The organism is Rhodococcus sp. ARC_M12, from assembly GCF_022810385.1.
GTDB classification, from domain to species: Bacteria; Actinomycetota; Actinomycetes; order Mycobacteriales; family Mycobacteriaceae; genus Rhodococcoides; species Rhodococcoides navarretei.
On record NZ_JALGQI010000001.1, the window covers coordinates 23,435 to 36,463 of the forward strand.

The following is a 13,029-nucleotide window of genomic DNA, read 5'->3' on the forward strand; positions in this document are numbered from 1 at the left end:
TCCAGCCTCACGGCCAGGGTAGAACGGTGAGGTTCGGCCATTCGGTCGTCCACCGGGCAGCCTTGGCCTCGTACACATGCTGCATCGGCACGCGCGGATTGGGCCGCACGATTCCCGCGAACAGATCCTCGAAACCGTGTGGCGCGTATACGACTTCTCTCCCGCCGTCACCGGTGGTCATGCCGAAACAGCACGTGGTGGAGACGAAGTGGTCGATCGCATCCTCGGTGCTGTGGAACGGTGCGATACGACTCCCGAAGTGCTGCTCGTACCAGAGATGTACGCGGGCTTCGTTACGCACTTCGACGTCGACCCCGAGGTCCCCGAACAGCGAGGCCGCAGTCTTGATCACCTCGTTCTCGGCGTCGTAGGACAGATCGGAGTCGTCGAAGTAGAAGAAGTCGTAGTCCCGGATTCCCGTACGAAGGTCCCGACCGGCCAGGTGGTTCCACACCGTCTGGAAGAGGCCACCCGCAGTCAGATACCAACCGGGGAGCCCGAGCTGCGGTGCGCGTCGAAGTATCTCGTCGACAGCAGGATTGGATCGAACGACCGAGACGAACTCGGTCTCGCCCGGTGGCGTCACACCGGCAGGACGGCCAGACCGTGCGGCCGGAGGTTGACCGACTCGCACCCGTCTGCGGTGACCACGACGATGTCCTCGATGCGTGCACCCCACTGTCCGCGGAAGTAGATCCCCGGCTCGATGCTGAACGCCATCCCTTCGGTGAGCGTGATGTCGTTCCCCGCAACGATGTACGGCTCCTCGTGCACCGACAGGCCGATCCCGTGCCCGGTGCGGTGCAGGAACGCCTCGCCCAGGCCGGCGTCGATCAGGACGTCGCGGGCGGCCGCATCGATGGACTGCGCCGTGACACCGGGCACCACCGCATCGACAGCTGCCTGCTGGGCCCGCTCGAGTACCGCGTACTGCTCGGCGATCTCCGCCTGCGGCTCGCCGAGACTGTAGGTGCGGGTCGAGTCGGAGTTGTATCCCGGTGCGACGGGTCCCCCGATGTCGATCACCACGATGTCGCCCGCCTCGACGACTCGATCGGATACCTCGTGATGCGGATCGGCTCCGTGCGGCCCGGATCCGACGATGATGAATTCCGGCGCTGTGTGACCTTCCTCGACGATCGCGGCGGCGATATCCGCCGCTATCTGCGCTTCCGTGCGGCCGACTCGAAGCCATTCACCCATCCGGGCGTGCACACGGTCGATGGCGTGCCCGGCGCGCCGTAGCGCATCGATCTCGGCCTCGTCCTTGACCATCCGAAGTTCGCGCAGCACGTCCGTGGCCAGCACAGGCATCGTTCCGAAGACACCGGCCAGCGGCACGAAATGCAGGGCGGGCATTGCGTCGGCAACGGCCGTTGCCGTCCCGCTCGGCACCGCCGCGGCCACCAGGGCGTACGGATCCACACCGTCGACCCAGTCGACGAGCGTCAGAGACAGCTCGTGCGCCGCGGAATCGCCCAGTGCCGCGAGTTCGAGCCGCGGAACCACGACCGTGGGGGTACTGCCGTCGGCCGGAACGACCAGGGCGATGAGCCGCTCGAACGAGCTGGCTTTCGAGCCGATCAGATACTGCAGATCCGGGCCCGGGGTGATCAACAGGGCATCCAAGCCTGCATCCGACGTCAGGCGAGCCGCGCGGGCGAGCCGAGACGCGTAGACATCGCTGGAGAAACGTGAGGAACTGACCGAAGAATCGACACTCATCCCACCAGGCTAGTGCCGTTTGGCAAGATGAGCCTCATGACCACTCCCGGAACGTCGCCGTTGCTCCTCCTCGACGGGGCGAGCCTGTGGTTCAGGGCCTACTACGCACTGCCCGAGTCGATTACGGCCCCCGATGGTCGACCGGTCAATGCCGTCCGCGGTTTCCTCGACATGATCTCGGCGTTGATCGCGCGGACCGAACCCGGCCGACTTGCGGTGTGCCTCGATCTCGATTGGCGCCCACAGTTTCGCGTCGACCTCGTGCCCTCCTACAAAGCGCACCGGGTGGCCGAGGCCGCGCCGGAGGTCGCCGAGAGCGAAGAGGTGCCGGAGACGCTGACACCACAGGTGGACATGATCATGGATGTGCTCGCCGCGTTGGGGATCGCGACCGCAGGCGCAGACGGGCTGGAGGCCGACGACGTGCTGGGAACCCTGGCCGCGCGTGAGCGTCGGGACCCCGTTGTCGTGGTCAGCGGAGACAGAGACCTGCTTCAGGTTGCCGCCGACGAACCGAACGAGGTGCGCGTGTTGTACGTGGGACGTGGGCTGGCGAAAGCCGAATTATTCGATCCTGCATTGGTTTCCGAACGCTACGGCGTTCCGCTTCATCGAGCAGGCGAGGCGTATGCGGAACTGGCTCTGCTGCGAGGCGATGCATCCGACGGACTGCCAGGCGTGAAAGGGATCGGGGAGAAGACGGCGTCGACGCTGATGCTGCAGTACGAATCCGTCGCTGCGCTGCGTGCTGCGGCGCTCGACCCGTCGTCGGACATGGCCAAGGGAATTCGGGCGAAGCTGGCCAACGCGAGCGACTACCTGGATGCGGCACTTCCCGTCGTGCGAGTCGTGACCGACGCCGATGTCGTGCTGTCGAAGTCCGACGAGATCCCGGCCGAACCTGTCGATGTCGACGCGTTGAACGCGCTCGCCGAGGGCCTCGGTATCGAGAATGCCGTGGCCCGCCTCGTCGCTGCGATGGCGGCCACGGCGTCGACGAACTGATCGGGTGACCGAATCGGGCCTATTCGGGTAGGGAGACCTCGTAGTTGGCGTCGTCGTCGAGGAAGGTCAACGTCACAGTCTTGAACGCACCGTCGACAGTCAGGGTGCACTCGACGCTGGTGTCGGCCTCGACCTCGATGTTCTGAGGGCAGGACACTCCGGATACGTCGGACGCACCGTACGACTCGGTCACGACCGTGCGGATTCCCTCCTCCGCCGCCGCAGTGTCGAGGGTGGTGGTACGGCCGAAAGCGACGTACGACACCACCGCGATCACCGCGACAACCGCCACGACGGCACCCGCGATGATCAAGGGCTTCTTCGACCGGGGCCCGGTCTGCCCGGGACCCTGCTGATTGGGGTACGGCTGATTCGGATACTGCTGATGGGGATACGGCTGGTTCGAGTACTGCTGATTGGGATTCCACGGCTGCTGTGGTTGCTGGCCGTAGGGACCCGGCCCGTATTGCCCACCACCGAATTGCTGTGGTGCGTAAGGATTCTGATACGCCGCATCGCCCGATGCAGGCGCGCCGGCACCGGGGTAGGGAGCGCCGTACTGCTGACCGGCGGGGTATTGCGCGGTGGGGTTCTGTCCCTGGGGGTAGCTGCCCTGTGCATTCGGGGCCGAGGGGTACTGCCCCTGCGGATAGCCGGCAGGTGGGTACTGACCTTGGGGGTACTGGCCCTGAGGGTACTGCCCCTCCGGATATTGCCCCTGCGGGTACTGCCCCTGTGGGTACTGGCCGCCGGGCTGTTGCGGGCTCTGCCCGTAGCTCTGACCGGGTTCGCCGTACGGCGTGGCCTGCGGCTGTCCGTACTGACCCCACGCCGACGGCGTCGGAGTCTGTGACTCGGCGGAAGGAGCAGGCTGCGTGTCCGGTGTGTCTTTCGCGGCACCGTCCTGCCGGTCGGGATTGCGCGACCAGCTGTTGTCGGGGTCGGTCGGACCGTGTGGGCCGCTCATCTCGCCTCCACCTGAAATTCGGATTCGTCGGGGGAACAGTAACCCGCCCGTACGACTCTCCGCTGTACCGACCCGGCAGTCCGATTCGGTGCTGTCATGCGGCATCGACGGCGACCACGCCGCGACGCAGGGCCGCGACGGCGCGCGCTGCCGTTCGCGACAGCTCCGGCTCGGGGGCCGCCAGCCGAACCTGATCCAACAGGTCGATGACCTGCCGACACCAGCGCACGAAGTCGCCACCCGAGAGTGCCTTGCCGTTGTCCCCTGCCGTGACGAGAGCGTCGACCAACGAATGGTTGGACGCCCACTTGTAGATCGCCTTGACGAAGCCCATGTCGGGCTCTCGCGTCGGCGGCAGCTTGTGGCGCACCTCGTCGGCCCGTAGGTCGTGCCATACCCGAACGGTTTCGGTCAATGCATGTCGAATCGGACCCGTCGGACCGTGCGGGGTGATGTCTCCCTCCGACCTCGACTCGTAGACCACCGCCGAGACCACCGCCGCCAGCTCTGCGGGTGAGAGGCCTTGCCACAGGCCGCCACGCAAGCATTCGGCGACCAACAGATCGGACTCGGAATAGATCCGACTGAGCCTGGCACCGTATTCGGTCACCTTCGGATCCTTGCCTTCGCTCACGTAGCCGCGGTCGGCGAGCAACGCCAGGATGCGGTCGAACGTGCGGGCGAGAGAGTTCGTGGTGGCCGATACCTTCTGACGCATGGTTTCGGTCTCGCGTGCCAGCCGGTTGTACCGCTCACCGGTGCGGCCGAGCTCGTCGCGATCGGGACGAGCGTGCACCGGATGCGATCGGATGGCGCGGCGCAGGGTGGCCAGTTCTTTGTCGTCCGCTGCGGTCGACTTGCGTCGGATTCGGTCCGACGGCTGAGAGATTCCGCGAGTGGACAGTGCGGCCGCCAGATCACGTCGAGTTTTCGCGGTGCGATGGTCCACGAAACGCGGAAGGCGCATTGTCCCCAGAGACGTTGCGGGCGATGGGAAATCCGCTGCCGAAAGACGGCCCGCCCACTTGTCCTCCGTCAGTACGAGTGGGCGCGGATCAGCCCGGTCGTCGTCCGGCTCCAACACCACCGCGAGGCCACTGCGGCGACCTGTCGGCACGGAGATCACGTCGCCGCGGCGCAGGGCACGCAGCGAGTCGACGGCCTTGTCCCGCCGGTCGGACCTGTTCTGGCGTTCGAGGGTCTTCTCGCGATCCTTCAGTCGTTCGCGCAGCCGCGCATACTCGAAGTACTCGCCATCGGGGCCGCCGAGGCGTGCACCGAGTGCCTCCAACGTCTGCATGTTCTTCTCGATGCCGCGGACCATCCCGACGACGGAGCGGTCGGCCTGGAACTGTGCGAAGGACCGTTCCAGCAGCAGACGCGAATCGGCCGCACCGAATTGTTCGATCAGGTTGATCGACATGTTGTACGCAGGGGCGAACGAACTTCGCAGTGGGAACGTGCGGGTCGACGCCAGCCCGGCAACCTCGGTCGGTTCGGTTCCCGGCTGCCAGAGCACGACGGCGTGTCCTTCGACGTCGATGCCGCGGCGGCCGGCCCGGCCGGTCAGCTGGGTGTACTCCCCCGGCGTCAGTTCCGCGTGTGTCTCACCGTTGAACTTGACGAGCTTCTCCAGCACGACGGTTCGGGCCGGCATGTTGATTCCGAGAGCCAGTGTCTCGGTGGCGAACACCGCCCTGACCAGACCTTTGACGAACAGTTCCTCCACGGTGTGCCGGAAGACCGGCAGCATCCCGGCGTGGTGGGCAGCGAACCCGCGCTCGAGTGCATCGCGCCACTCCCAGAAGCCCAGGACTTCCAGGTCCTCGCGCGGCAGCTCGGACGTGTGTTTCTCGACGATGTACCGAATTTCCTCGGCCTGCTCGGGCGTCGTCAACACCAGACGCGAGCGCATGCACTGGGTCAGCGCGCCGTCGCAGCCGGCACGGCTGAAGATGAACGTGATCGCCGGGAGCAGACCCTCTTCGTCGAGCTTGGCGATCACATCGGGTCGGGCCAGTGGTCTGTTGTTCGCGCTGCTGCCCTGGCCGCCACCGCGACCTCCGCCACCCGAACGACCGCCGCGGCCCCTGCTGTGTGGCGCGTGCCAGCGGTCCATCGAGTCGAGGGACTGACGTTGCTTGACGTGTCGGACGAGCTCACGGTCGACGACGATCTTCTGACTGCCGTCGCCCGACTGGGCCCGGGTGTCGAACAGATCGAACAACCGACGGCCCACCATGATGTGCTGCGAGAGGGGTACCGGACGGTTCTCGTCCACCACGACCGAGGTGTCACCGCGAACCGTGCTCATCCAGGCACCGAATTCCTCGGCGTTGCTGACCGTTGCCGACAGGCTGACCAATCGAACGTCGTCGGACAGGTGCAGGATCACTTCCTCCCACACCGCCCCTCGGAAACGGTCGGCGAGGTAGTGCACCTCGTCCATGACGACGTGCGAGAGCCCCCGCAGTGCGTCCGAGGAGGCGTAGAGCATGTTGCGCAGCACTTCGGTCGTCATGATGACGATGGGGGCATCGGGGTTGATCGACGAATCGCCGGTCAGCAGCCCGACGGTGTCTCGCCCGTATCTGGCGGTCAGCTCGGCGAACTTCTGATTGCTCAGCGCTTTGATCGGGGTGGTGTAGAAGCACTTGCGTCCGGCGGCGAGGGCCAGGTGCACGGCGAACTCGCCGATCACCGTCTTGCCTGCGCCGGTGGGAGCACAGACCAGAACACCGTGACCGTTCTCCAGGGCTGTGCACGCGTCCACCTGGAACCGGTCGAGTGGGAAGCCGAGCTCGGCCGAGAAACGTTGCAGCTGGGTGGGTCGGGGGCTCGTCCCCGTATCGACAACCGTCTCGGTCATGCGATCGACCAGACCGTTCGCCGGAGGTCAGATCGTGTCGTCGTACTGCGCTCGCGTTCGGGTCGCGGTACCGAGGCCACTGGACGGTGGTGTCGGAGCGACAGCATCCGGTGACTCGATCGAACCTGCGCCGTCGATGCGCGTTGCTTCGTCATCTGACACATCACCCCATTCGTCTCTTCTCTTGCGCAACTTACGCTTGTCGTGAATCCGCGCAATCTGCACTGCCATCTCGAAGAGCACAGTCAATGCCAACGCCAACGCCAGCATCGAGAACGGGTCCTGCCCCGGAGTTGCGATGGCCGCGAAGACGAACAGCCCGAAGATGAGACCGCGACGCCATGCCTTGAGTCGCTCGTAGGTGAGTACGCCGACGACATTCAGAGCGACGACAAGCAACGGAATCTCGAAGCTGACACCGAAGATGATGAGCAGGTTGATCAGGAATCCGAAGTACTGATCGCCGCTCAACGCCGTGATCTGAACGTTGTCGCCGATCGAGAGCAGGAAGTGCAGTCCCTTGGCCACCACGAAGTACGCCAGGACGGCTCCGGCGACGAACAACGCTGCGGCCCCGGTCACGAACGACACGGCGTATCGGCGTTCGTTGGTGTACAGGCCCGGAGTGATGAAGGCCCAGATCTGATAGAGCCAGATGGGGCAGGCCATGACGACGCCCGCGGTGAACGCGACCTTGAACCGCAACAGGAATTGATCGAACGGGCCGGTGGCCAGCAGTCGACACTGATCGTCGTTGCTCAGGTTCGCGCGCAGGCTCGGATCGAGCGTGCAGTACGGGCCCCGCAGGAGGTCGCCGAGGCTCTCGATGCCCAGGATCGTGTGCGAATACCAGAAGAACCCGAAGGCGGTCGTCACCGCGACCGCGACCAACGACCACAGGAGCCGTGTTCGCAACTCGTACAGATGATCGACCAACGACATCGTGCCGTCGGGATTGACTCGGCGCTTGCTACGCCGCGGATCGAACGGAATGCGCATGGTGTTCTACGGTCAGCCTTCTTCGGTCGGACGGCGGCGGAGAGCCGTCACCGACAGCAGTGAACCTTCGGTGCCACCTGGCACCGAAGGTGTGCTGAGCGGCCGTGCGCTCAGGCAGACTTGGCGTCGTGCTGGGTCTCGGTGTTCGGCTGCACGACAGGCGCAGGCGAGGGCAGCTGCGCGGGAGCAGTCGGCTGCTGTGCCGTCGCAGTGTCGGCGTCCGACTTGCCGTCGTTCTGCATCTCCTTCACCTCGCTCTTGAAGATGCGCAACGACCGGCCGAGTCCGCGAGCAGCCTCGGGCAGCTTCTTGGAACCGAACAGAATGATGACGACCACCGCAACGATGGCCCAGTGCCAGGGACTGGTGAATCCCATGCGAACCTCCTACAGATCAGATGAATCGAGCGTACCCGACCGCGGGTACCGCCTCCGGCAGCGGCGGCCGTGGGTTTGCCCCGCGTTCATCTGGCGACGGTGCCGTCTGCGCCGGTGGCGTCGAGCTCGGCGTACGCATCCAGGGCCGAACGCGCTCGGTCGCGGACGGAGTTCACCAAGGATTCAGGTGCCAGTACCGTGACGCCGCCGCCGAAGCCCAACGTCAACCGAGTCATCCACTGCAGCGTCGCGAACCGCATCGTGACCACGATCGACCCGTCCGCATCCGCAGCAACCTGTGTCATCGGGTAGTAGTCGAGGATCCAGGTGAAGGCAGGCGACACCTTCAGCCGCGCCTGCGACAGCGAGGGATCGTCGTTGAAGATCTCGAAGGCGTCCTCGTCCTGCACCGATTCCGGCGGCGCGGCCGGTTCGTCGAGTTCGGTGGCCGAGTCGATGCGGTCGAATCGGAACAGTCGAACTCCCTCGGCGCTTCGGCACCACGCCTGCACATAGCTGTGGTCGTCGACGACCACCGTCCTGATCGGGTCGACGGTTCGCTCGGTGACGACATCCCGCGACGCGGAGTAGTAGGTCAGTTCCAACGCGTGCCGGTGACGCAGGGCAGATCGGACGGTACTCGACACCGGGCCCTCCTCCGCACCGGCTCCGTCGTGATCGGACGAGAGTGGCACGTTGGCCGCCGCCGAGCCTGCTGCAGTCTCGATCTTCGCGATCGCTCGCTGAGCGGCGGACGGGTCGACCATGCCGGGCATCGACGTCAGCGATCGAAGCGCAACCAACAAAGCCGTCGCCTCGGTCGATGTCAGGCGTAGCGGTCGATCGATCCCGGCCGAGAACGTCACGTCGATGCTCTCCTCGGAGAACGACAGATCGATCAGATCACCCGGGCCGTAGCCGGGCAGACCGCACATCCAGAGCTGATTGAGATCGGCCATCAGCGTCGCCGTCGACACCCCCAGCTCCCGCGCGGCCTCCTCGGCGCTCAACCCGGGATTCGCCATGAAGAACGGCACCATGTTGAGCAACCTGGCCAGCCGAACCGACAGTCGCGCGCTCATCGCTCGTTCTCCACGTCGGCCGCCGTCTGCAGGGTCGAGATCACGTCTGCGCGCAGCTCGGCGGGTTCGAGTACCACCGCATCCGCTCCGTGACCTGCGATCAACCGCGAGATCCAATCCCAGGACCGCACGGGAACCTCGACGACAGTGCCGCTGCGGGTACCGAGGCTCTGCACGCCGACCACCGTTCCCATCCTGCGCAATTCCAGCGCCCTTCCGTCGTGCAGCCATACCTGGGCCGTGCCCGATACCGAGGACGTACCCGCGACTCGACGGACGATGTCCTGCAGATCGACGCCGTCGGGCCTGCGGACGCTCTGCGGGGTGCCGAACGCCTTGACCTCGTCGCCGATTCGGGAGAGGCGAAACGTGCGGGTGTCGTTGCGGTCCACGTCGTGTCCCACCAGATACCAGCGACCGCGAAACGTCACGACACCCCAGGGCTGGACGGTTCTGGTGGTGAACGGCTCGGTCAACGACGGGCGGTGTTGGAACCGCACCGACTTGCCGTCGTCGATCGCGGCCAGCAAAGCACCCAGCGCAGGTTCGGAGCCCCGAGTGCGTGCGGGAACCGCGGTCACCGACGCGGCCGACTCGTTCTGGTCGACCTGAATTCCCGCGGCTCGGAGTTTGAGCAACGCACTCTGTGCCGCGGAGGTGAGCTCGGGCGATTCCCACAGCTTGACGGCGACCGCGACGGCGGCCGATTCCTCGCTGGTGAGGTCGATGTCGGGCAGTTCGTAGGCATCGCGGTTGATGCGATAGCCCTCGACGCCACCGAACCGCGTCGCGGTACCGGTCTCCAACGGGACACCGAGGTCACGCAGTTCGTTCTTGTCCCGCTCGAACATTCTGCTGAACGCGTCGTGGCTGGTGGAGTCGTCGTATCCGGCAACGCTCTCGCGGATCCACTCCGCGGTGAGGAACTGACGTGTCGACAGCAGACAGATGACCAGATTCATCAGGCGTTCGACTTTGGTGGTGGCCACGACAGTCGAGCCTAGTTGCTCGTGGGTGGCCGCAGCGGTAACGACCCGACTGCGTCCGGCACTACATCGACGCGATCAGCCTCTCCACTCGCTCGTCGACCGAGCGGAACGGGTCCTTGCACAGGACGGTTCGCTGAGCCTGGTCGTTGAGCTTGAGGTGCACCCAGTCCACCGTGAAGTCGCGACCTGCTTCCTGGGCGGCCGTGATGAACTCTCCGCGCAGCTTGGCTCGGGTGGTCTGCGGCGGCAGATCCACGGCCTCGTCGATCTGCTCGTCCTCGGTGACACGCTTGGCCAACCCCTTGCGCTGCAACAGGTCGAACACTCCACGGCCGCGCTTGATGTCGTGGTAAGCCAGGTCCAACTGAGCAATCTTGGGGTCGGAGAGCTCCATCGAGTACCGGTCCTGGTAGCGCTGGAACAGCTTGCGCTTGATCACCCAGTCGATCTCGGTGTCCACCTTCGCGAAATCCTGTGTCTCGATGGCGTCTAGAGTTCGTCCCCACAGATCGACGACCTGTTCCACCTGAGTGTTCGGCTCGCGCGTCTTGAGGTGCTCGACGGCTCGTGCGTAGTACTCGCGCTGAATGTCGAGGGCGCTGGCCTGTCGTCCCCCGGCCAGTCGAACGGGACGCCGTCCGGTGAGATCGTGACTGACCTCGCGGATGGCGCGAATCGGATTGTCCAATGCGAAATCTCGGAAGGACACACCCGCCTCGATCATTTCGAGAACGAGGGCTGCCGTTCCTACCTTGAGCATCGTCGACGTCTCGGCCATGTTCGAGTCGCCCACGATGACGTGCAGGCGTCGGTACTTCTCGGCGTCGGCGTGCGGCTCGTCGCGAGTGTTGATGATCGGCCGCGAACGAGTGGTGGCCGAGGAGACGCCCTCCCAGATGTGCTCGGCGCGCTGCGACAGGCAGAACGTCGCAGCCTTCGGCGTCTGGAGTACCTTGCCTGCGCCACAGATCAACTGGCGCGTGACCAGGAACGGCAGCAGAACGTCCGAGATTCGGGAGAACTCACCGGCACGCTGGACGAGGAAGTTCTCGTGGCAGCCGTAGGAGTTTCCCGCCGAGTCGGTGTTGTTCTTGAACAGATAGATATCGCCCCCGATGCCCTCTTCTGCCAGGCGCTGCTCGGCGTCTATGAGCAGGTCTTCCAATACCCGCTCGCCGGCGCGGTCGTGGGTGACCAACTGCAACAGACTGTCGCACTCGGCGGTGGCGTACTCGGGGTGCGAGCCGACGTCGAGGTACAGGCGGGCACCGTTGCGAAGGAACACATTCGAGCTGCGACCCCACGAGACGACTCGGCGAAACAGATAGCGAGCCACTTCGTCCGGACTCAGCCGTCGATGTCCGTGGAAAGTACATGTGACACCGAACTCTGTCTCGATGCCCATAATTCGTCGCTGCACACTTCGACACTACAACGCAACCCTCGAAACGATGTGTCGGAGCGCCCCGATGTCGTCCGTCCGTGAGGATGCCGTCGCACGTGCCTAGGCTGGGCCCCATGACTTCCACGCGCACATCGATCTCGACGACCGTTCACGCGTGGGATCTGTCTCTGGTCGCACGAAGTGCTGCTCTGCGGCAGAGCAGAGCGGATGGCGGCCTGCGCACGTTGAGTAATGCCGCCGACCACGGTCGTCTGTGGCTCGGCGCGGCCGCGCTTCTCGTGGCTGCAGGTGGCCCGGCCCGACGCGGCGGGGTTCGGGGTCTCGTGGCGCTGGCGGGTGCGAGCTCGGTGGCGAACGGCCTGCTCAAACCGCTGTTCCCGCGGACGCGACCAGATTCCGAGTCGGTTCCCGTCCTGCGCCAGGTCCTGGCTCCGCCGGTGTCGTCGTCGTTTCCCTCCGGGCATTCGGCGTCGGCGGCTGCGTTCGTCACGGCGGTGGCGATCGAATCCCCGGTGGCGGGCGCGCTGCTGGCACCCGTCGCGGCCGCGGTGTGTTACTCCCGGGTCCACGTCGGGGTGCATTGGCCGACAGACGTCATCGCCGGTGCCGCTCTCGGCTCGGCCATCGCGTTCTCCACCCGTCGCTGGTGGGCCGTGCGGTCGGAAAAGCCCGCCGATCTGGGCTCCCCGGCCGAGGTCGAGCCACTGCACGGCGGCCGGGGGCTGCTGGTGCTGGTCAATCCGGGTTCGGGCGACGATTCGGAAGCGGTGCCCGATGCGATCCGTCGAGCACTTCCGAACGCCGATCTGTTCGTGCCCGATCCGGATCAGGACTTCAACGAGCAACTGGAGCAGCGGATCCGAAGCACGTCTCCGCGCGCCCTCGGTGTCTGCGGTGGTGACGGCACGGTGGTCAGTGTTGCCGCGTCGGCGGTGCGGAACGGCTTGCCGCTCGCAGCATTTCCGGGCGGCACCCTCAACCACTTCGCTCGCGACACCGGGCTGACCGTCGTGGAAGACACTGCTGCTGCCGTCGAAGCGGGCACCGCCGAACTGGTGGACATCGCCGAGGTGTCCGTCGACGGCCGCAGTGTGTCGTTCGTCAACACCGCCACATTCGGTGGCTACCCCGACTCGGTGCGGCTGCGTCAGAAGCTGCAGCGCCGAATCGGCAAATGGCCGGCCGCCGCGATCGCGATGACGAGGGTCCTGGCTGCTGCCGAACCGCTGAACATCCGGCTCGACGGCACCAGGCACTCGGTCTGGATGCTGTTCGTCGGCAACGGTAACTACGTACCGGAAGACCAAGTCCCCATGTCTCGCAGTAGCATTCACACCGGAACGCTCGATGTTCGGTTTCTGCCGTCGGAGCCGAAGGCATCCAGGACCAGACTGCTGTGGGCAACGTTGACCGGCACCCTCGGCTCGTCGCCCGCCTACGTCCGTCGAGCGGTGAAGAAGCTGACCGTCGAGGTGGATGGCGCTCCCGTTGCGCTCGCGGCCGACGGCGAGGTGGTGGGCGACGGAACAGAATTCGAGTTCAGCAGTGACAAGAACGGCCTCGCGCTCTACCGGAAGCGGTAGAGCGCGAGGCACGTCACGAGCGTCGGGG

The 13,029-nt window shown here is 65.5% G+C and carries 11 protein-coding genes; 2 read left to right on the forward strand and 9 right to left on the reverse strand.

Annotation, left to right across the window (positions count from 1 at the left end; genetic code table 11):
* Nucleotides 1-7: 7 nt before the first annotated feature.
* Nucleotides 8-586 (reverse strand): nucleotidyltransferase family protein, encoded by a 579-nt coding sequence (locus MTX35_RS00100; RefSeq protein ID WP_243593035.1) that lies wholly within the window; start codon nucleotides 584-586, stop codon nucleotides 8-10.
* Nucleotides 583-1,725: a Xaa-Pro peptidase family protein gene (locus MTX35_RS00105; RefSeq protein ID WP_243593036.1), complete on the reverse strand. Its 1,143-nt coding sequence runs from the start codon at nucleotides 1,723-1,725 to the stop codon at nucleotides 583-585. Before MTX35_RS00105 ends, MTX35_RS00100 begins: the two co-directional genes overlap by 4 nt.
* A gap of 27 nt (nucleotides 1,726-1,752) precedes the next feature.
* Here MTX35_RS00105 and MTX35_RS00110 point away from each other — a divergent pair, with 27 nt between their 5' ends.
* Nucleotides 1,753-2,730: a 5'-3' exonuclease gene (locus MTX35_RS00110; protein WP_243593037.1), complete on the forward strand. Its 978-nt coding sequence runs from the start codon at nucleotides 1,753-1,755 to the stop codon at nucleotides 2,728-2,730.
* A gap of 19 nt (nucleotides 2,731-2,749) precedes the next feature.
* Here MTX35_RS00110 and MTX35_RS00115 read toward each other — a convergent pair whose 3' ends face one another.
* From MTX35_RS00115 to pafA, 7 genes are all read right to left on the reverse strand, one after another.
* Complete coding sequence (locus MTX35_RS00115) at nucleotides 2,750-3,697, reverse strand: DUF4333 domain-containing protein (protein ID WP_243593038.1); 948 nt, start codon at nucleotides 3,695-3,697, stop codon at nucleotides 2,750-2,752.
* 94 nt (nucleotides 3,698-3,791) lie between these two features.
* Nucleotides 3,792-6,566, reverse strand: coding sequence for an RNA helicase (locus tag MTX35_RS00120; protein WP_243593039.1), 2,775 nt, complete (start codon nucleotides 6,564-6,566; stop codon nucleotides 3,792-3,794).
* A gap of 27 nt (nucleotides 6,567-6,593) precedes the next feature.
* Nucleotides 6,594-7,565, reverse strand: a complete 972-nt coding sequence (gene tatC, locus MTX35_RS00125) for a twin-arginine translocase subunit TatC (protein ID WP_243593040.1) — start codon at nucleotides 7,563-7,565, stop codon at nucleotides 6,594-6,596.
* A 110-nt stretch (nucleotides 7,566-7,675) separates the two neighbouring features.
* Nucleotides 7,676-7,942, reverse strand: coding sequence for a Sec-independent protein translocase subunit TatA (gene tatA / locus MTX35_RS00130; protein ID WP_032398077.1), 267 nt, complete (start codon nucleotides 7,940-7,942; stop codon nucleotides 7,676-7,678).
* Between the two features lie 86 nt (nucleotides 7,943-8,028).
* Nucleotides 8,029-9,024 (reverse strand): YafY family protein, encoded by a 996-nt coding sequence (locus MTX35_RS00135; protein WP_243593041.1) that lies wholly within the window; start codon nucleotides 9,022-9,024, stop codon nucleotides 8,029-8,031.
* Nucleotides 9,021-10,013 carry a YafY family protein gene (locus tag MTX35_RS00140; protein WP_243593042.1) on the reverse strand — a complete coding sequence of 331 codons (993 nt, stop codon included), beginning with the start codon at nucleotides 10,011-10,013 and terminating at the stop codon, nucleotides 9,021-9,023. Before MTX35_RS00140 ends, MTX35_RS00135 begins: the two co-directional genes overlap by 4 nt.
* A gap of 61 nt (nucleotides 10,014-10,074) precedes the next feature.
* On the reverse strand, nucleotides 10,075-11,433 hold the full coding sequence (gene pafA, locus MTX35_RS00145) for a Pup--protein ligase (protein WP_170944814.1): 1,359 nt from the start codon (nucleotides 11,431-11,433) through the stop codon (nucleotides 10,075-10,077).
* A 98-nt stretch (nucleotides 11,434-11,531) separates the two neighbouring features.
* Here pafA and MTX35_RS00150 point away from each other — a divergent pair, with 98 nt between their 5' ends.
* The gene (locus tag MTX35_RS00150) at nucleotides 11,532-13,001 is read left to right on the forward strand and encodes a phosphatase PAP2 family protein (RefSeq protein ID WP_243593043.1); all 1,470 of its coding nucleotides are present in this window, start codon (nucleotides 11,532-11,534) and stop codon (nucleotides 12,999-13,001) included.
* Nucleotides 13,002-13,029 lie beyond the last annotated feature (28 nt).

What these genes read in the sequence shown, in the direction of transcription:
- MTX35_RS00105 (WP_243593036.1), bottom strand. Translation starts at nt 1,725, where the DNA reads ATGAGTGTCGATTCTTCGGTCAGTTCCTCACGTTTCTCCAGCGATGTC.
- MTX35_RS00110 (WP_243593037.1), top strand. Translation starts at nt 1,753, where the DNA reads ATGAGCCTCATGACCACTCCCGGAACGTCGCCGTTGCTCCTCCTCGAC.
- MTX35_RS00115 (WP_243593038.1), bottom strand. Translation starts at nt 3,697, where the DNA reads ATGAGCGGCCCACACGGTCCGACCGACCCCGACAACAGCTGGTCGCGC.
- MTX35_RS00120 (WP_243593039.1), bottom strand. Translation starts at nt 6,566, where the DNA reads ATGACCGAGACGGTTGTCGATACGGGGACGAGCCCCCGACCCACCCAG.
- tatC (WP_243593040.1), bottom strand. Translation starts at nt 7,565, where the DNA reads ATGCGCATTCCGTTCGATCCGCGGCGTAGCAAGCGCCGAGTCAATCCC.
- tatA (WP_032398077.1), bottom strand. Translation starts at nt 7,942, where the DNA reads ATGGGATTCACCAGTCCCTGGCACTGGGCCATCGTTGCGGTGGTCGTC.
- MTX35_RS00135 (WP_243593041.1), bottom strand. Translation starts at nt 9,024, where the DNA reads ATGAGCGCGCGACTGTCGGTTCGGCTGGCCAGGTTGCTCAACATGGTG.
- MTX35_RS00150 (WP_243593043.1), top strand. Translation starts at nt 11,532, where the DNA reads ATGACTTCCACGCGCACATCGATCTCGACGACCGTTCACGCGTGGGAT.